This window comes from Agromyces mariniharenae (genome assembly GCF_008122505.1).
Classification (GTDB): Bacteria; Actinomycetota; Actinomycetes; order Actinomycetales; family Microbacteriaceae; genus Agromyces; species Agromyces mariniharenae.
This window is the reverse complement of the sequence record NZ_VSSB01000002.1, coordinates 973,150-991,300: the sequence shown is the minus strand read 5'-3', so window position 1 is coordinate 991,300 and position 18,151 is coordinate 973,150. Positions and strand designations below refer to the sequence as shown.

17 protein-coding genes and 2 tRNA genes are annotated in these 18,151 nt (G+C 69.5%); 17 read left to right on the top strand and 2 right to left on the bottom strand.

Going from position 1 to position 18,151, the window contains the following annotated elements; genetic code table 11:
* Positions 1–80: 80 nt before the first annotated feature.
* The 9 genes from FYC51_RS17920 (at position 81) to FYC51_RS17880 (ending at position 8,743) form a co-directional block, all read left to right on the top strand.
* Positions 81–1,712: an ABC transporter substrate-binding protein gene (locus FYC51_RS17920; RefSeq protein WP_148735106.1), complete on the top strand. Its 1,632-nt coding sequence runs from the start codon at positions 81–83 to the stop codon at positions 1,710–1,712.
* 86 nt (positions 1,713–1,798) lie between these two features.
* Entirely contained in the window at positions 1,799–2,893 is a 1,095-nt protein-coding gene (locus FYC51_RS17915) for an ABC transporter permease (RefSeq protein WP_148735105.1), read from the top strand.
* A gap of 1 nt (position 2,894) precedes the next feature.
* Positions 2,895–3,971 carry an ABC transporter permease gene (locus FYC51_RS17910; protein ID WP_148735104.1) on the top strand — a complete coding sequence of 359 codons (1,077 nt, stop codon included), beginning with the start codon at positions 2,895–2,897 and terminating at the stop codon, positions 3,969–3,971.
* On the top strand, positions 3,968–5,656 hold the full coding sequence (locus FYC51_RS17905; RefSeq protein WP_148735103.1) for a dipeptide ABC transporter ATP-binding protein: 1,689 nt from the start codon (positions 3,968–3,970) through the stop codon (positions 5,654–5,656). Before FYC51_RS17910 ends, FYC51_RS17905 begins: the two co-directional genes overlap by 4 nt.
* On the top strand, positions 5,656–6,522 hold the full coding sequence (locus FYC51_RS17900; protein WP_148735102.1) for an ATP-binding cassette domain-containing protein: 867 nt from the start codon (positions 5,656–5,658) through the stop codon (positions 6,520–6,522). Before FYC51_RS17905 ends, FYC51_RS17900 begins: the two co-directional genes overlap by 1 nt.
* Positions 6,519–7,529 (top strand): D-isomer specific 2-hydroxyacid dehydrogenase family protein, encoded by a 1,011-nt coding sequence (locus FYC51_RS17895; RefSeq protein WP_148735101.1) that lies wholly within the window; start codon positions 6,519–6,521, stop codon positions 7,527–7,529. Before FYC51_RS17900 ends, FYC51_RS17895 begins: the two co-directional genes overlap by 4 nt.
* A 79-nt stretch (positions 7,530–7,608) precedes the next feature.
* Positions 7,609–7,681: transfer RNA gene (locus FYC51_RS17890), tRNA-Asn, on the top strand.
* Between the two features lie 55 nt (positions 7,682–7,736).
* Positions 7,737–8,441: an AzlC family ABC transporter permease gene (locus FYC51_RS17885; RefSeq protein WP_187432716.1), complete on the top strand. Its 705-nt coding sequence runs from the start codon at positions 7,737–7,739 to the stop codon at positions 8,439–8,441.
* Positions 8,438–8,743, top strand: coding sequence for an AzlD domain-containing protein (locus tag FYC51_RS17880; protein ID WP_148735100.1), 306 nt, complete (start codon positions 8,438–8,440; stop codon positions 8,741–8,743). The genes FYC51_RS17885 and FYC51_RS17880 overlap by 4 nt, the downstream gene beginning before the upstream one ends.
* 41 nt (positions 8,744–8,784) lie before the next feature.
* Here the strand turns inward: FYC51_RS17880 and def are convergent, their stop codons facing one another.
* Entirely contained in the window at positions 8,785–9,351 is a 567-nt protein-coding gene (gene def / locus FYC51_RS17875; RefSeq protein ID WP_148735099.1) for a peptide deformylase, read from the bottom strand.
* A 41-nt stretch (positions 9,352–9,392) separates the two neighbouring features.
* Here def and FYC51_RS17870 point away from each other — a divergent pair, with 41 nt between their 5' ends.
* From FYC51_RS17870 to FYC51_RS17845, 6 genes are all read left to right on the top strand, one after another.
* Positions 9,393–10,310 (top strand): DMT family transporter, encoded by a 918-nt coding sequence (locus FYC51_RS17870; RefSeq protein ID WP_187432715.1) that lies wholly within the window; start codon positions 9,393–9,395, stop codon positions 10,308–10,310.
* Between the two features lie 167 nt (positions 10,311–10,477).
* Positions 10,478–11,734, top strand: a complete 1,257-nt coding sequence (locus FYC51_RS17865; RefSeq protein WP_238476445.1) for a glycosyltransferase — start codon at positions 10,478–10,480, stop codon at positions 11,732–11,734.
* A 10-nt stretch (positions 11,735–11,744) separates the two neighbouring features.
* Positions 11,745–11,818, top strand: a tRNA-Ile gene (locus tag FYC51_RS17860).
* Between the two features lie 537 nt (positions 11,819–12,355).
* Positions 12,356–13,267: an alpha/beta fold hydrolase gene (locus FYC51_RS17855; protein ID WP_222863300.1), complete on the top strand. Its 912-nt coding sequence runs from the start codon at positions 12,356–12,358 to the stop codon at positions 13,265–13,267.
* 127 nt (positions 13,268–13,394) lie between these two features.
* On the top strand, positions 13,395–14,717 hold the full coding sequence (locus tag FYC51_RS17850; protein ID WP_148735096.1) for a M23 family metallopeptidase: 1,323 nt from the start codon (positions 13,395–13,397) through the stop codon (positions 14,715–14,717).
* Between the two features lie 28 nt (positions 14,718–14,745).
* Positions 14,746–14,991 carry a hypothetical protein gene (locus FYC51_RS17845; RefSeq protein WP_148735095.1) on the top strand — a complete coding sequence of 82 codons (246 nt, stop codon included), beginning with the start codon at positions 14,746–14,748 and terminating at the stop codon, positions 14,989–14,991.
* Here FYC51_RS17845 and FYC51_RS17840 read toward each other — a convergent pair.
* Positions 14,988–15,272, bottom strand: a complete 285-nt coding sequence (locus FYC51_RS17840) for a hypothetical protein (protein ID WP_148735094.1) — start codon at positions 15,270–15,272, stop codon at positions 14,988–14,990. The genes FYC51_RS17845 and FYC51_RS17840 overlap by 4 nt on opposite strands.
* A gap of 154 nt (positions 15,273–15,426) precedes the next feature.
* Between FYC51_RS17840 and FYC51_RS17835 the strand changes: the two genes are divergently transcribed.
* Positions 15,427–16,434: a helix-turn-helix domain-containing protein gene (locus FYC51_RS17835; protein WP_187432714.1), complete on the top strand. Its 1,008-nt coding sequence runs from the start codon at positions 15,427–15,429 to the stop codon at positions 16,432–16,434.
* Positions 16,435–16,604: 170 nt separating this feature from the next.
* On the top strand, positions 16,605–18,146 hold the full coding sequence (locus tag FYC51_RS17830) for a DUF2252 domain-containing protein (protein WP_148735092.1): 1,542 nt from the start codon (positions 16,605–16,607) through the stop codon (positions 18,144–18,146).
* The last annotated feature ends 5 nt before the right edge of the window (positions 18,147–18,151 follow it).

Sequence of the window (18,151 nt, the reverse complement as noted above, 5' to 3'; positions counted from 1 at the left end):
GTGCTACCTGTGGGGGATACGACAACGCGCCGCGAGGCTTCGCTGTGCGTTTCAGTCCTGACAGGAAGAGGTAGACGGATATGACATCCGCATCCACGAACCGGCGCGTGCTCGTCGCGGCAGCCGGTGTCTCGGTGGCAGCCCTCGCCCTCGCCGGTTGCACGGCAGGCGGCGGCGGAAGCACCGAGGCGGCCGGCGGCACCCTGACGATCGGCACGACCGAGCAGATCACGTCGATCGACCCCGCCGGCTCGTACGACAACGGCTCGTTCGCCGTCATGAACCAGGTGTACCCGTTCCTCATGAACACCCCGTACGGCAGCCCCGACCCCGAGCCCGACATCGCGGAGTCGGCCGAGTTCACCGCACCCAACCAGTACACGGTGATGCTCAAGCCCGACCTGAAGTTCGCGAACGGCAACGACCTCACCTCGTCCGACGTCAAGTTCACGTTCGATCGCCAGCTCGCGATCGCCGACGAGAACGGCCCGTCGGCGCTGCTCTACAACCTCGACTCGGTCGACACGCCCGACGACACGACGGTGGTCTTCAACCTGAAGTCGGAGAACGACCAGATCTTCCCGCAGATCCTGTCGAGCCCCGCCGGCCCGATCGTCGACGAGGACGTCTTCTCGGCCGACTCGCTCACCTCCGACGACGACATCGTCGCGGGCAACGCGTTCGCCGGGCAGTACGTCATCACGAGCTACGACTTCAACAACCTCGTGTCCTACAAGGCGAACCCCGACTACCAGGGCCTCCTCGGCGCCGCGAAGACCGACACGGTCAACGTGAAGTACTACACGGATGCCTCGAACCTGAAGCTCGACGTGCAGGAGGGCAACATCGACGTGGCCCACCGCACGCTCAGCGCGACGGACATCGAGGACCTCCGCGGCAACGACAACGTCAAGGTCGTCGACGGCCCCGGCGGTGAGATCCGGTACCTCGTCTTCAACTTCAACACGATGCCGTTCGGCGCCACCACGCCCGAGGCCGACCCGGCCAAGGCGCTCGCGGTCCGCCAGGCGATCGCCGACCTCATCAACCGCGACGAGATCTCGGAGGACGTCTACAAGGGCACCTTCACGCCGCTGTACTCCTACGTGCCCGAGGGCCTCACCGGTGCGAACGAGGCGCTCAAGGAGCTCTACGGCGACGGCAACGGCGCACCCGACGCCGACAAGGCGGCCGAGCGCCTCTCGGCGGCCGGCATCCAGACGCCGCTCGACATCTCGATCCAGTACGTGGCCGAGCGCTACGGACCGTCGTCGAGCGACGAGTACGCCGTCATCAAGGACAACCTCGAGTCGAGCGGCCTGTTCACCGTGAACCTGCAGTCGACCGAGTGGGTCCAGTACTCCGAGGACCGCGTCGCGGACCTGTACCCGGCCTACCAGCTGGGCTGGTTCCCCGACTACTCGGACGCCGACAACTACCTCAGCCCGTTCTTCCTCACGGAGAACTTCCTCGCGAACCACTACGACAACCCCGAGGTGAACGACCTGATCCTCGAGCAGGCCGTCACCACGGACCCTGCCGAGCGCGAGGCCCTCATCGGCGAGATCCAGGACAAGGTCGCGGCCGACCTGTCCACGATCCCGTACATGCAGGGTGCGCAGGTGGCGGTCGTCGGCTCCGACGTCGAGGGCGCCGAGGACACGCTCGACGCATCGTTCAAGTTCCGCTACGCAGCGCTCTCGAAGGGCTGATGACGGACTAGAGTCGTTGAAGCTCGACGACGGGGGCGACCTGCTACCGCGGGTCGCCCCCGTTCCCCTGCACCCCCGAGGAATCCATGAGCACTCTTGACACCACGGCCTCGACGGAGGGTCTCCCCGCCGCCGCACGGCCGAAGCCGAAATCGCAAGGAGGCGGGTTCGGGCGATACCTGCTCGTCCGCTTCCTGCTGATCTTCCCGACCATCTTCATCCTGGTCACCCTGGTCTTCTTCCTGATGCGCACCACGGGCGACCCGATCACCGCATCCCAGGGCGGCCGCCTCGGGCCGGAGGCGCTCGCAGAGCTGCGCGCTGCCGCCGGATACGACCGGCCGATCTTCATCCAGTACTTCGAGTACCTCGGCCAGCTCCTCACGGGCAACTTCGGCGAGACGATCACCACGAACCGTCCCGTCCTCGAGGTGCTCGCGACCTACGGTCCGGCGACCTTCGAGCTCGCGTTCTACTCGCTCATCGTCGCGTTCGTCGTCGGCATCCCGCTCGGCCTCCTCACGGCGTACTACCGCGACAAGCCGCAGGACGCGGTCTTCCGCGTCTTCGCGATCTACTGGTACGCGGTGCCGATCTTCTTCGCCGGCCTCATCCTGAAACTCATCTTCTCGGTCTGGTTGCACTGGTTCCCCGTCGCGGGCCGCGCCAGCGTCGGCGCCGAACTGCAGATGCAGGCCCTGCCGAACAAGACCGGGTTCTACACGATCGACGCACTCATGACCGGCAACCCCGAGGTGCTCGGCGACGTGCTCTCGCACGCCGTGCTCCCGTCGATCGCGCTCGGGCTCTACACGGCGGGCATCTTCCTGCGCCTCGTGCGCACGAACGTCATCGGCACCCTCTCGACCGACTACGTCGACGCCGCACGTTCGCGTGGTGTCGGCGAGCTCCGGCTGCTCCGCAAGCACGCCTACCGGCCGGCGCTCATCCCGATCATCACCGTGATCGGCCTCCAGATCGCGCTGCTCCTCGCGGGCGCCGTGCTCACCGAGACGACCTTCGAGTGGAAGGGCCTCGGCTTCATCCTCGTCGAGTTCATCGAGAACCGGGACTACGTCGCCGTCCAGGGCATCGTCGTGATGCTCGCGGTCATCGTGGCCCTGACGAACTTCATCGTCGACATCATCGCGGCGTTCATCGACCCGAGGGTGAGGTACTGAGATGACCGCGGCATCCGTCACGCCGGCCGCGCCGAAGCGGCGGCTTCGAGACCGGCTCCCGGTCGTCCATCAGCTGCGCCAGAGCGTGGGCCTCCAGCGCGGCATGCTCGTCGCCGGCCTCGTCATGATGGCAGTCTTCATCATCCTCGCGATCTTCGCGCCGCTGCTCGCGCCGTACGGCTTCGCGCAGCGCGCCGACGCACAGGGATCGTTCGGCACGCAGCAGCCGCCGTCGGCCGAGCACTGGTTCGGCACCACCGTCGGCGGCTACGACGTGCTGTCGCGCGTCATCTTCGGCGCGCAGACCGCCCTGCTCGTGGTCGTCATCGCGGTCGTGCTCTCGCTGTTCCTCGGCGTCGCGCTGGGCCTCTACGCCGGGTACTTCGGTGGCTGGCTCGACAAGACGATGGTCGTGGTCTTCGACGCGATCTACGCGTTCCCGTCGCTGCTGCTCGCCATCGTGCTGTCGATCGTGATCTCCGGCGGGCAGTCGAGCCTGTGGGGCGGCGTGCTCGCGGCCGGCGGCTCGATCGTCGTGGTCTTCATCCCGCAGTACTTCCGCGTCATCCGCGCCGAGACGGTGCGCATCAAGGCGGAGCCGTTCGTCGAATCGGCGAAGGTGCTCGGGGCATCCAACTCGCGCATCGTCTTCAAGCACGTGTTCCGCAACGCCACGCGCACGCTGCCGCTCATCATCACGCTGAACTCCGCCGAGGCGATCTTGACCCTCGCGGCGCTCGGCTTCATCGGGTTCGGCATCGAACCGACGGCCGCGGCCGACTGGGGCTACGACCTCAACAAGGCGCAGTCGGATGTCACGAGCGGCATCTGGTGGACGGCGACGTTCCCCGGCCTCGCCATCGTGCTGGCCGTGCTCGGCATCATGCTCGTGGGCGAGAGCCTCAACGACCTGGCCGACCCCCGCCTGCGCAGCCGCCGACGGGTGGCGCAGGCGGCCGGACAGGTCGCCGAGACGTCGGTGGTCCCCGGCGGCGCGCTGACCGCGGGCCCCGGCGGGCTGACCGGCCTCGAGGACGGGGAGACATTCGACGAGCACGGAATCGAGGTCAAGCAATGAGCACGGTGGTCGACATCAGGAACCTCGGCGTCTCGTTCTCCACCGACGCGGGCGCCGTGAAGGCAGTCGACGACGTGTCGCTGTCGGTCGAGCGCGGCGAGGTGCTCGCCATCGTCGGCGAATCCGGCAGCGGCAAGACCGTGACGGCGAAGACGATCCTCGGCCTGCTGCCCGAGACCGCGACGACCCGGGGCGCCGTGCTGCTCTCCGACCGCGACGGCGGCCGGGCGCAGGACGTCATCAGCCTGTCGAAGCAGAAGCTCCGCGAGGTGCGTGGCGAGGACGTCGCGATGGTGTTCCAGGAGCCCTCGACGGCGCTGAACCCCGTCTACACCGTCGGCTGGCAGATCATGGAGGGCCTGCGCGCCCACGGCGAGATCACCAAGAAGGACGCGCGCGCCAAGGCGATCGACATCCTCCGCCGCGTCGGCATCCCCGACCCCGATCACCGAATCGACCACTACCCGCACCAGTTCTCGGGCGGCCAGAAGCAGCGCGTCGTCATCGCGATGGCGCTCGTGCTCGAACCGGGCCTCATCGTCGCCGACGAGCCCACGACCGCGCTCGACGTGACCGTGCAGGCCGAGATCCTCGACCTGCTGCGCCGGGTCCGCGACGAGTTCGGCACCGCTATCGTGCTCATCACCCACAACATGGGCGTCGTGGCCGACCTCGCCGACCGCGTGGCGGTCATGTACCAGGGCAAGGTCGTCGAGGAGGCCGACGTCAAGACGCTGTTCGCGGCGCCGAAGCACGAGTACACGAAGGCGCTGCTCGCGGCCGTCCCGTACGTCGGGCACGGCACCGTTCGCGCCGCCGAGCGCGCCGCCGAGCGACCGGCCGAGTGGGCCGAGCAGACGCCCGTCGTCGAGGCGCGCGGCCTCGAGATCGTCTACCCGGGCCGCTTCGGCCGCGAGGGCTTCCGTGCGGTCGACGGCGTCGACCTCGTCATCCGCCCGGGGGAGGTGCTGGGACTGGTCGGCGAGTCGGGCTCGGGCAAGACGACCATCGGCCGCGCGATCGCGGGGCTCACGAAGGTCACGGGCGGTTCGCTGAAGGTGCTCGGCGCCGAGATGAACGGCATCCGCGAGCGGCAGTTCCGCCCGCTTCGGAGCCGCATCGGGTTCGTGTTCCAGGACCCGGCGTCGAGCTTCAACCCGCTGCTCACGATCGCCGAGTGCGTGGCCGAGCCGCTCGTCATCCACGGTCGGGCGAAGGATCCCGGTTCCGCTCGCAAGCGGGTCGACGAGCTCCTCGAGGCGGTGCAGCTGCCGAAGGCGTACGGCGACCGGTTCCCGCACGAGCTCAGCGGCGGCCAGCGCCAGCGTGCGAGCTTGGCGCGGGCACTCGCCCTCGGGCCCGAGCTGCTCATCGCCGACGAGCCCACCTCGGCGCTCGACGTGTCGGTGCAGGCGCGCGTGCTCGAGCTGTTCGGCGAGCTGCAGCTCGAGTTCGGCTTCGCCTCGCTGTTCATCAGCCACGACCTGGCCGTCGTCGACCTGCTCGCCGACCGCATCGCCGTGCTCTACCGCGGTCGGCTCGTCGAGGAGGGCACCGGCGTCGAGGTCCTCGGCGCACCCGAGGACGAGTACACCCAGCGGCTCCTCGCGTCGCTGCCCGTGCCCGACCCGATCGCCCAGGCCGAACGACGAGAGGAACTCCGCCGGCTCCGGGAGGCGATGTGATGCGCGGAGCGGCACACGGCTTCCCGATCGTGCTGAGCGACCTCACGCTCGAGTACCCGGCCCACGGGGCGAGCCCCGCGCATGTGGCCCTGCACGGGCTCACGCTGACGGTGGAGCCGGGGGAGGTGCTCGGCCTGCTCGGCAGCGCCGGCAGCGGCAAGTCGACGCTCGCGAAGGTGCTCTCGGGCGCCGCGCTCGAGCAGGTGCGCGGCGGCGACGTGCGGCCGGTGATCACCGGCGGCGAGGCGAACGTGCTCGGCCATCGCCTGCGCACGCTGCCGAAGCGCAAACTCCACGAGTTCCGGTTCCACGTCGGCTACCTGCCGCAGGATGCCGCAGCGACGCTCCCGCCCGACCGCACGGTGGCGGAGATCGTGGGCGAGCCCATCCTCGAGCGCGACCGGCGCTACAACCGGCGCGCGCTCGCGACCCGGGTCGCGACGATGATCGACGCGGTGCGGCTCCCGCTCAGCATGCTCGACAAGTTCCCCTACGAGCTGAGCGGCGGGCAGCGCCAGCGCGTCGCCCTCGCCCGCGCGCTCGTGCTCGGGCCGGCGCTGCTCGTCGCCGACGAGCCCACCGCGGGCATCGACCTGACCGTGCGCGACGCGGTGGCCCAGCTCATCAGCGAGTTGCGCGACCGCGAGCACGGCACGTTCTCGGCGCTCATCATCAGCCACGACCTCCCGGTGCTGCGGCGCACGGCCGACCGCATCGCGGTGCTCGATCGCGGCGAGCTCGCGGCGATCGGCACGATCGACGAGGTGTTCCACGACCCGGGCCATCCGTACGTCATGGCCCTCGCGGGTGCGCTCGATGGCGGGCACGCAGTGATCGACGAGCTCGACGAGGGTCCCGCGGTATGACGGATGCCGCGGCGGCGCGTCCGCGGCATCGAGCCGTCGCGGGATCCGAGCCGCCATCCTCGGCGAACGCCGTCCTCGCGCCCGAGCCGGGTCCGATCGCGGTGCTGCCCGCGGACGACGTGGTCGAGACGGCGGTGCGCGGTTCCGGCGGCACGGTCGCGCCGCCCGACGACGCCACGCGCGGGCTCGTGTGGACCGCGGCATCCGGTGCCGGCGACCTCGACGCCGTGCTCGCGGCGCACCCCGGCATCGCCTGGGTGCAGCTGCCGTGGGCGGGGGTCGACGCGTTCGCCGACGTGCTGCGGCGCCACCGCGATGACGGCCGCGCCTGGACGAGCGCGAAGGGCGCGTACGCGCAGCCCGTCGCGGAGCACGCGCTCATGCTCGCCCTCGCCGTGCTCCGCGAGGTCCCGCACCGCGTGCGGGCGCAGCGCTGGGAGGTCGACGAGCGGGGCCGCACGCTGTTCGGCGCCGAGGTCGTCATCGTGGGTGCCGGCGGGATCGCGTCGGAGCTGCTGCGGCTGCTCGCCCCGTTCGGCGTGCGCACGACCGTCGTGCGCCGCCGCGACGAGCCCGTCGCCGGAGCGACCCGCACCATGACCGAGGCGGGCCTCGGCGAGGCGCTCGCACAGGCCGAGGTCGTGTTCGTCGCCGCGGCCCTCACCGACGCCTCGCGCGGCCTGATCGGCGCTGAAGCCCTCGAGCGGATGCCGCGTGGTGCCGTGCTCGTCAACGTCGCGCGCGGCGCCGTGGTCGACACCGACGCGCTCGTCACGGCGCTCGCGTCCGGACGGCTCGGCGGTGCGGGCCTCGACGTGACGGATCCCGAGCCGCTCCCGGCGGGGCATCCGCTCTGGTCGGCGCCGAACTGCCTCATCACGCCGCACGTCGCGGACACGGAGGAGATGGTCGTTCCGCTCTTCGCCGAGCGGGTGGCGCGAAACGTGCGCGCATTCCTCGACGGGGCGCCGCTCGAGGGCCGGATCGACCTCCACGCGGGGTACTGATGCGGCACCGGACGCGAGGGGCGCTCGGATTGGGAGTCCGCGCCTCCCTTTGCTAGAGTGACTCTGCTGAAACACGCGATCCTCCATAGCTCAATTGGCAGAGCAATCGGCTGTTAACCGATAGGTTCTTGGTTCGAGTCCAAGTGGGGGAGCAGCAAGGGCCGTCCGGGTGCACCGGGCGGCCCTTCGTCGATTCGGGAGGGGTGCGTGGACGAGCGCGAGACGTCGACCCGGCGCACCACCGTCGTGCGCGACAGCGTCGGCGTCGGCCTCGCGACGGCCGCCTACGGCATCTCGTTCGGAGCGCTGTCGGTCGCCGCGGGCCTCGACGTGTGGCAGACCTGCTTCCTCAGCCTCGTGATGTTCACGGGAGGGTCGCAGTTCGCGCTCGTGGGCGTGCTCGCGTCGGGCGGCGTGGCGGCCGGCGGCTCGGCGATCGCCACGGCGGCGCTCCTCGGCATCCGCAACGTCGTCTACGGCATGCGCATGAAGCCGCTCGTCGACCGCGGCGGGCTCGCGCAGCGGATCGGGGCGGCGTGGATCACGATCGACGAGTCGACCGCGGTGGCGCTCGCCCAGTCGGATGATCGAGCGGCCCGCCGGGGCTTCTGGCTCACCGGGGTCGTCATCTTCGTCGGCTGGAACCTCACGACGCTCGCGGGCGCCCTCATCGGCGATGCGCTGGGCGACACCCGGGCGTGGGGGCTGGATGCCGCGGCCGCCGCCGCGTTCCTCGGGCTCCTCTGGCCGCGGCTGAAGCGCTTCCAGGCGGGCGCCGTCGCGGTCGCCGCGGCGCTCGTGGCGACCCTGGCGACGCCCGTGCTCATGCCCGGCCTGCCTGTGTTGGTTGCGGCCCTCGTCGCGGTCGCGGTCGGCTGGTTCGACCTGTTCTCGCGGCGGAGCGCGTCGTGACCACGTGGCACGTGATCCTCATCGCGTCCGCGGCGACGCTCGCCCTGAAGCTCGGTGGCTATTTCGTGCCCGCGGGCCTCCTCGAGCGGGAGCGCCCGGCCCGCATCGCCGACCTGCTCACCGTGGCGCTGCTCGCGGCGCTCATCGCCGTGCAGACGCTCGGTGCGGGGCAGGCGATCGTGTTCGACGCGCGCGTGCCGGCCGTCATCGTCGCGGCCGCGCTGTTCGCCCTGCGAGTGCCGTTCCTCGTCGTGGTGATCGTCGCGGCGCTCGTCGCCGCGGGCATCCGCGCATTCGTCTGAGGCGTTCGGCCGTTTCGGCCTGGCGGGAGTGCGCCCCCCGCTCAGTCCTCGAGGTGGTCGACGCCCGGCAGCCACGAGACGCCCGGCCTGCCCCAGCCGAGCTTGCGGGAGATCTTCGCGACGATGCGCTGGTCCTTCTCGCCGAGGCGGTCGACGTACAGCGTGCCGTCGAGGTGGTCGTACTCGTGCTGGAAGATGCGCGCGAGCCAGCCCTCGGCGTCGATCTCGAACGGCTGCCCCTCGAGGTCGGTCGCCCGCAGGATCGCCCGCTCGGCGCGACGCAGGCCGAACCGCTCGCCCGGGAACGACAGGCAGCCCTCGGACTCCTCGTCGAGGTCGGGCTCGCCGGCGGGCGGCGGTGAGATCCACAGCTCGGGGTTGATCGCCACCCCGCGCCACTTCGTGCCCGCCTCGTCGACCCACCCGTACGTGAACAACCGCAGCGGCACCCCGACCTGCGGTCCTGCGAGCCCGACGCCCGGCGCGGCATCCATGGTCTCGAACATGTCGCGGACGAGCGCGCGCAGCTCGTCGTCGATCGTCTCGACCGGAAGGGCGGGGGAGTGCAGCACCGGATCGCCGGTGATGCGTATGGGGAGCACGGCCATTCGCCAAGGATATCCGCGGCGCAACGGGTAGGGTCGTCACCGTGGATCCGGACCTGAGCGACCTCTCCGAGCAGATCGCGCTCGACCCGACTTCGTTCATCGGCATCCCGCTCGCGCTGATCGGAGCGGTGTTCCTCTCGCTCGGCGCGCAGTTCCAGCACCGCGGCGTCGTCAAGGTCGAGGCGCGCACGGTCGACACCCTCGGCAAGGGACTCAACGGCAAGCAGCTCGCCCTGCTGCTGGCCCGGCCCTCGTGGGTGATCGGCACGCTCATGCTCGGCCTCGCCATCGTCTTCCAGCTCGGCAGCCTCTACTTCGCGCCCATCATCGTGGTGCAGCCGCTCGGCGCGATCGCGCTCGTGATCACGTCGGTCATCAACTCACGCGTCAATCACGTGAAGCTGAACCGCAAGTCGATCATCGCGATCGTGATGTGCGTCGGCGGCGTGTTCCTGTTCGTCGGCGTCGCGGCGTTCACGGCCGTCGACAAGCCGGTCACCGACCGGCAGCTGATCACGATCCTGATCATCCTGGCCGTGGTCCTCGCCGTCGCCGGCGTCACGTTCGCCCTGTTCCGTCGCCGCATCCGCGCGGTCTTCTACGTGGTCATGGCGGGCGTGCTCTACGGCTTCGTCGTCACGCTCGCGAAGGTCGTGATCGGCCGCCTGCAGCAGCAGGAGTTCGAGTGGCTCACGTTCACGTGCGTCATCGGCCTCCTGCTCGCCATGGCGCTCGGGGCGTACTTCGTGCAGAACGCCTACGCGACCGGGCCGCCCGACCTCGTCATCGCGGGCCTCACCGTCGTCGACCCGCTCGTCGCGGTGGTCATCGGCATCGTCGTGCTCGGCGAGGCGTCGCAGGCGCCGCTGTGGGCGAACCTCGTGTTCGTCGTGGCGGGCGCGATCGCCGTGTGGGGCGTGTTCATGCTCGCGCGGAATCACCCGCAGACGCGCCTCTGAACGCCGCGCGGGCGCGCACCTGAGCGCACCTCACGACATGCGACCCGGGCAACGCGCAGGCGGCGATGCGTAGACTATGGTCGGATCCAAACCCCGCGCCTGACCCCTGCGCCGTGATCCCAGAGGCCGATCGCCTCCATCCGACGAACTGTGAGGAACAACACCACGTGTCTGACACACCCGGTGCGACTACCCCCGCCGGCACCGACGGCGCAGAGACGGAACGCCCGCTCACGATCCTGATCGGCGCCGACACGTTCGCCCCCGACGTGAACGGTGCCGCCCGCTTCGCCGAGCGGCTCGCGGCCGGGCTCGTCGAGCGCGGCCACGACGTGCACGTCATGGCGCCCGCCGCCAGCCGCAAGCACGGCACGTGGAAGGAGGTGCACGAGGGCCAGGAGGTCACCGCGCACCGCCTGCGCAGCTGGCGCTGGTATCCGCACGACTGGCTGCGATTCGCGCTGCCCTGGCGCATCAAGCAGAACAGCGCGCGCGTCATCGACGCCGTCAAGCCCGACGTCGTGCACTTCCAGTCGCACATCGTCGTGGGCCGCGGCCTCTCGGTCGAAGCGCAGAAGCGCGGCATCCGGATCATCGGCACCAACCACTTCATGCCCGAGAACATGCTCGAGTTCACGCTGCTGCCGAAGTCGGTGCAGGACTTCGCGGTCGGGCTGGCCTGGAAGGCCGCGGGCCGCACGTTCGGCCGCGCCGAGGCCGTCACCACGCCGACCCGAAAGGCGGCGCAGTTCCTCGAGAAGCACACCGGCCTCGAGAACGTGCACGCCATCTCGTGCGGCATCGACGCGCACAAGTACTCGCCCGACTGGGAGCCGCGCACCGAGAACCGCATCCTCTTCGTGGGCCGGGTCACCGGCGAGAAGCACATCGACGTGCTGCTTCGCGCGCTCACGCTGCTGCCGGCCGAGCTCGACGCCAAGGTCGAGATCGTGGGCGGCGGCGACCAGCTGCGCAACCTGCAGCACCTCGCGTCCGAGCTCGGCATCGCCGAGCGCGTGACCTTCACGGGCTACGTGACCGACGACGAGCTGCGCGAGGCCTACCACCGCGCCTCGGTGCTCGCGATGCCGTCGATCGCGGAGCTGCAGTCGATCGTGACCATGGAGGCCATGGCCTCGGCGCTGCCGGTCGTCGCCGCGAACGCGATGGCGCTGCCGCACCTCGTGCACGACGGCGAGAACGGCTACCTCTTCGAGCCAGGCAGCCATCAGGACCTCGCGGCGAAGCTCCGCGCGGTGCTCGAGGCGTCACCCGACGAGTACCGCGCGATGAAGGAGGAGTCGATCCGACTCATCGCCGCGCACGACATCCAGCGCACGCTGTCGACGTTCGAGAGCCTGTATCGTGGGAAGCCGGTGACCGATCCGGTCACCGATGTCGCGCCGGTCGCCCTTCCCGAGTGACGCGCCGCGAGGGGCGGTAGCTCAGCCGGTCAGAGCAGTGGACTCATAATCCATCGGTCACGGGTTCAAGTCCCGTCCGCCCTACGGATTCCTGATCAGCGGACGGTTTCGTCAGTTCAGGTCACCCGCTCGCTTCGAAAGCTCGATCGATTCCTCTGGACGGCTCCAGAGGCGTCTGGGTCGATGTAGGTTCAGGCGTTCTGCTGGCCTAACGAGGCCCGCGACGCCGGGGAGCCGACGGCCGGCCACACCGCGTTGTGGATATCTGCGCGGACAACGGTGATCGAGCGCGTTCGGGCGTTTGACGCCTTCTTGGATTCGCGGCCGTCATGAACACGCCAGCCGTACTGGCCGCGTGACTTCACCTCACCTATCCGTGCAGCAGACCCGACGAAGACCGGAATCCGTCGCCACAGCGCGAAGGCGGTCGTCAGGGAGCAGTCTCGGTTCGTCCATCGCGGGAAGTGGCCGCATCGTTTCGTCGCCCTTGTCGCGTATTGCCGCGTGCAATACGTTCGCCCTGTGAGGCGGGGGATGCCTTCAGCCGGAACATGGAGCACGCCGATACGGCGGATGACACGGGACCGAGGACTCCTGGGACTCGGCGGTCTCCTCGCCGCCGTGGCCCTGACGACCGGCGGATGCACGGCTGGAACGGTCGACGGCACCGGAACCGCCCCTCCCTCCCCGCGCCCCGAGGCCGACTTCACGGGGACCGTCGACATCGGCGGCCGCGAGATGTACCTCGAATGCACGGGGCAGGGCGCGCCCACCGTGATCCTTGTTTCGGGTGGGGGCATCGCCGGCGACGTGTGGGACAGCCCGCTCGGCGAGCGGCCGACCGTGCAGCCGACGATCGGCGAGGAGACGAGGGTGTGCTCGTACGATCGTCCGGGCACCACGAGAGCGCAGGCCGAAGGAGGAGTGAGTCGCAGCGATCCCGTCCCCCAGCCGGTCACTCCGCGCGACTCGGTCGCCGACCTGCATGCGCTGCTCGAGGCATCCGGCCAGGCGCCGCCGTATGTTCTCGCTGCCCATTCGTACGGAGGCCTTGTTGCGCGCTACTACGCCAACCAGTACCCCGACGACGTCGCGGGGATGGTGCTGGTGGACAGCTTCTCGCCTGAGCTCCGGGAGGCGATGCCCGAGGCGTGGTCCGCATGGCTCGCTTGGAACGCGGCGTCTCCGGAGATCGTCGCCGACTACCCCGACTACGAGCAGGTCGCCTTCGACGAGGCCCTCGACCAGGTGGCGGCCGCTCGCGAGCTGCAGCCGATGCCGCTCGTGGTGCTCACCGCAGACGAGCCATACCCGGCACCTACGAAGCCCGGCCTCCCGGCCGACCTCAACACCGTGACCAGGGAGGCGCAGGACGTGTCCCAGCGCCTGGTCGCCGAGTTGGTGCCCGGGGCGCTGCACGTCACCGAGACCCACAGCGGCCACGACATCATGCTCGAGAATCCCGTACTCGTCTCGGACTCGATCCTCGCGGTGGTCGACGCGGTCCGCGCTGGTCGCACCGCCATGAACTGACCACGGCTCCTCTCCCGGTGGATGCCCCGGGCGCGTGGAACGCGCGTGTCGGGAGTGGCCGAAGGAGACTCGGCTGCGGGAATAGGGCAGTCTTGCGGGATGACGCGGCGAAGGATTGACTTGTGATATGTCGGCGTCGAACGGGACGCGGGGATGGCGAACGGGCCGGCAGGGTCGTTGGACCGCGCTGGTCGCGGTGAGTGTCCTGAGCGCATGCACCGGTGAGCCCGCAGACGTCGATTCGGCGGAACCCGTCGGTCCCACCACCGACTCGGCGCCCGCCGTCGATTGGAGCGAGCAGACCGACGAGATGAGCCCGCTCGTGATCGAGGCGGTCGCTCCTGAGCCGATACCCGTACTCGGATCCGACGAGAATATCCACGTCGCCTACGAACTGACGGTGCTCAACTTCGCTCCGCGGCCCGCCGTCATCACGTCCGTCGAGACCCTCGCGCCGGACGGCAGCGTGGTGGCGACCTTGTCGCAGGACGAGGCCGCCGCGCGAACGATGATCGTCGCCGACTACAGCCCCCCGCAATCCGCGCAGGCCGGAGAACCGGCCACGGTGCAGATTCCCTCGGGCAAGACCGCCCTGTTGGCGCTCGACAACGCCTATGCGAACCGCGAGGACGTCCCTGAGTCGGTGACGCACGAGATCGCTGCCTCGTTCGGTCCCGCAGAGTCGGGAGCGGGCGGTATCGCTGAGCTCTGGCCCGACGAGGTCTCGCAGACCGGCGGAACGGTGGCTATCTCAACCGAGCAACCGGTTTCGATCGGCGCTCCGCTTCGCGGGCAGGGATGGCTCGTCGGGAACGGGTGCTGCACCCTCAACGGGCATCGCAACGTCCTCCTCCCGGTGGGCGGGCAGATCAACGGTGGCGAGCGATTCGCGATCGACGTGAGCCGAATCGACGTGGAGTCGACCCGCGAGAACGGTTACAGCGCCGGTGTGGAGGTCGATGGTGACCCGTCCGACAACGAGAGCTATCTGGCGTATGGGGCGCCTGTCCTCGCGGTCGCGGACGCCACCGTGGTCACGGTGCACAGCACCGACTCCGACACCACACCGGGCTCGCTGCCCATCGGCCCGGGCTTCACGCTTGCCAACCTCGGCGGCAACGCCATCGCACTGGAACTGGCCCCCGACCTCTTCGCCGTCTATTATCATCTGGCACCCGGGTCGCCGACGGTTCAGGTCGGAGACACCGTGACCAAAGGTCAAGAGATCGCCCGGCTGGGGAACTCCGGCAACTCTTCCGCCGCTCATCTGCATTTTCAGGTGAGTCGCACACCCCTGATCTTCTCGTCCGAGAGCGTGCCCTATGTCATCGATGACTTCACGGTGGTGGGATCCATCGACCCCGATTCGGGTGAGCTGATCGATGAGCCGCCCCCCGGACCACGAGAGGACACGCTGCCGCTTGCCCTGACCATCGTCGACTTCCCCTGATTGCGAGCGTGCGCTCCGACTCTGGGCAATGGCCGCGTTGGACAATCTCACCGTCCGGAGATTGACCGTGGCCCGGATCGATCGCTTACTGAAGGTGCAGCGCGCGAAGTCCTGTTCGCGGGCCAAGCGGTCGCTCACGATTCTCAGCATGCTGCTCGGCCTCGCGGTCCGTCGTGGCGTCATCGCGGCGAATCCGGTCAAGGACATCGCTCGCATGAAGCGACCCAAGCGCATTCCGAAGGCGCTGACCGAACCCAGCGCGCCCATCAGCTAATGGCAGCTGGTGGCCGGGTCCCCGTCGATGTCGCCGAGGAAGCTGCCGAACTCGCCGAGGTGGGCGTCTTCGCCCAGGACTTCTCGCGTGACGTTCCCGAGTCCGAGGCGTGGCTCCTCCTGGGACGATGCGTGCTCGCCGATGTCGTGGTGGGCTATCGCTCGCTGCTGGGTCACCACGCCCAGGCAGTTGGCGGAGTCGGGCGTGTCTGCCGCGACCGGTCCGGCGGTTCCGAGTACGAGGAGTGACGCCGCCACCGCTGTCGCCAGTGTCCTGTTCATGTCGTCTCCTGATTGTCGTCTGGGCTCGAGGGAGTGTCCTTGAACCGGCGCACCATTAAAATCCTGCGCTGCCGAGCGCCGCAATCGTTTCGGGCCCAGCCGAAACGTGGCGGCCGTCGTTGGCATGATCCGGCCTCCGGCCGACAATGAATACATGCTTCGTCTTCACTTCGGGGTCGACGACCTTGCCCGGACGACGTTCGAGATGCCGTCGGTGATCGACGACATCGCCGGCAGCGCGCAGTCCGTGCAGCAACCTCACAGCCGGGTGCGCAGGCAATTCCAGGGTGCCAGGAGGCCGCTGCCCCCTGCGGCCCGGCCGCTGCTTGAACTGGCCGGTGCCCACGGTGATGTGCCCGGCTTCCTCATCCCGGAGGCCACCGGCACGGTCGAGGAGCTGTTGGACCTGGTGATGGCCACCCCTCCAGCGCAGGTTCGGGCTGACTTGGAAGCCGCGACGGCAACGTCGCCGCGAGCTGCCTGGGCGAGCGAACTCGCCACAGGGAGAGGGCGCGCGATGGATCTGCTCGGCGCGGCGTTGGACGCCTTCCACCGGGAAGTAGTGGCACCGATGCGGCCCGGGTTCCGCAGGATCGTCACCGCCGAGCTCGGCCGCCTGGCCTGGCAGGCAGCCACACTCGGGATGGAGTCGGTCCTGAACAGCATGCATCCCGCCATCAAGTGGCGCGAAGGGCGACTCGATGTCGATCTCCCGGTCGACGCCGACGTTCACCTGGAAGGGCGCGGCCTGATCATCAGCCCGTCCGCCGCCTGGTCCCGTCCGGGGTTCACGTTCCACTGGCGCGACCAGCTGGGCCTGATCTACCCGGTCCAGGCCGACTGGGCAGCACCGGCTGCGGTCGCTGACGACCCGAATCTCCGACTGGGCACCGTGCTCGGGGCGACCCGGGCGAAGGTGCTCATTGCTCTCGCCGAGGGGCCGGCCGAGGGGCACACCACGAGTAGCCTGGCGACCAACCTCGGCATCAGCCTGGCATCGGCCTCCTCCCATGCGGCGGCACTGCGCGGCGTGGGCCTCGTCACCACCAGGCGCGCCGGGCGGGCGGTGCGGCACACCCTCTCAGACCTGGGCCGCAGGATGGTCACCGCCGAGCCGAGCGCCGAACCCGGCTATGCCGACCTGCGCCTGCTCGGCCCATGACAGCCACGTCTACAGCGGGGGAGGCCCTGCCCCGCACGACCTGTGCTGTGGGGAGGCTCCACCCTCTCGACGTCGGCCCAGCCACCGGCCGGATGAACACGAGGGGCCAAAGACCCATCCATCGGCCCTCCTCTGGGTGATGCTGGGAGCGCGAACAGGAGAGGGCTGAGATGGCTGACACGCCGACCACAACGACGCGGGCTGGCGAGCAGGCAACCCGGGACGAACGTCCTGGCAGTTCCGCGGGCGTCGCGGCGACGACGCTTGGACGGATGTCCGATCGGGATCGTGCCGCCCGCGGCAAGGCAGCACGGGCGACGACACCGCTGGCGGCACACGCCGAATTCCGGCGGTCCGATGAGGTGGACCCGATCGCACTCCTCCTCGGGCAGGCTGAGATGCGCGTGCCAGAACTGGTGCCGATCCGGCATGGCCGGATGCTGGTTTCCCCGTTCACCTTCTACCGCGGCGCGGCGCTGGTCATGGCCGCGGATCTCGCCGACACGTCGACCTCCGGGCTCGAGACCCAGCTCTGCGGGGATGCGCATCTTTCGAACTTCGGCGGTTACGCGTCCCCCGAGCGGAGACTGGTGTTCGACATCAACGACTTCGACGAAACCTTCCCGGGACCGTTCGAGTGGGACGTCAAGCGGCTGGCGGCCAGCTTCGTCGTCGCCGGCCGCGACAACGGGTTCACCGCGAAGCAGTCGCGCACCGTGACGATGGCTGCGGTCGAGAGCTACCGGACCGCGATCCGCACCTTCGCGACCCAACCCATACTCACCGTCTGGTACGCGCACCTCGAGATCGAGGATGCGATAGCCCGGTTCGCCGCCTCGCTGACCGACCGGGAACGAAAGGAGCGCAAGGCGGCCGTGAAGGACGCCCGGAAGGCGCTGGCCAAGGCGCACACCCGCGACAGCCTGCAAGCGCTCGACAAGCTGACCACCGTGATCGACGGTCAGCGGCGGATCGTCGGCGCCCCACCGCTGATCACTCGGCTGGACGACATGACCGGCCTCGACACCGATGACGTGCTCCAGCGGCTCACCACGCTCATCGCCGACTATCGCGACACCCTGACCGCGGACCGCCGACGGCTGTTCGACCACTTCGAGCTCGTCGACGTCGCGCACAAGGTCGTCGGGGTCGGCAGCGTCGGCACCCGCGCTTGGGTGCTGCTCCTCCAGGGCGGCGTCGAAGGCGAAGTCCTCCTCCTGCAGGCCAAACAGGCGCAACGCTCGGTCCTGGCTGACTTCGTGCCCGACCTCGGCGCGGCATCCCCAGCAGCAATGGACCCCGCCGACCCGCCCGGCCACGCGCACGAAGGACGGCGGGTGGTGATCGGACAGCGGCTGATGCAGGCGAGCAGCGACATCTTCCTCGGCTGGCTGCGCGCCACGCCGACCCGTCAAGGCGAGCAGGACTACTACCTGCGGCAACTGCGGGACTGGAAGGTCTCGGCCGAGATCGAACAGCTCACACCGAGCAGCATGGAAACGTATGCCCGGCTGTGCGGGTGGACGCTCGCCCGGGCACACGCCCGGGCAGGGGACCGGGTCGCCATCGCGGCCTATCTCGGCAAGTCGGACAGGTTCGACCAGGCCATCGGCGACTTCGCCGAGACCTACGCGGACCAGAACGAACGCGACCACGCAGCGCTTGCCACGGCCGTCGATTCCGGACGAGTCCAAGCGCAGTCCGGGTTGTGACCGGA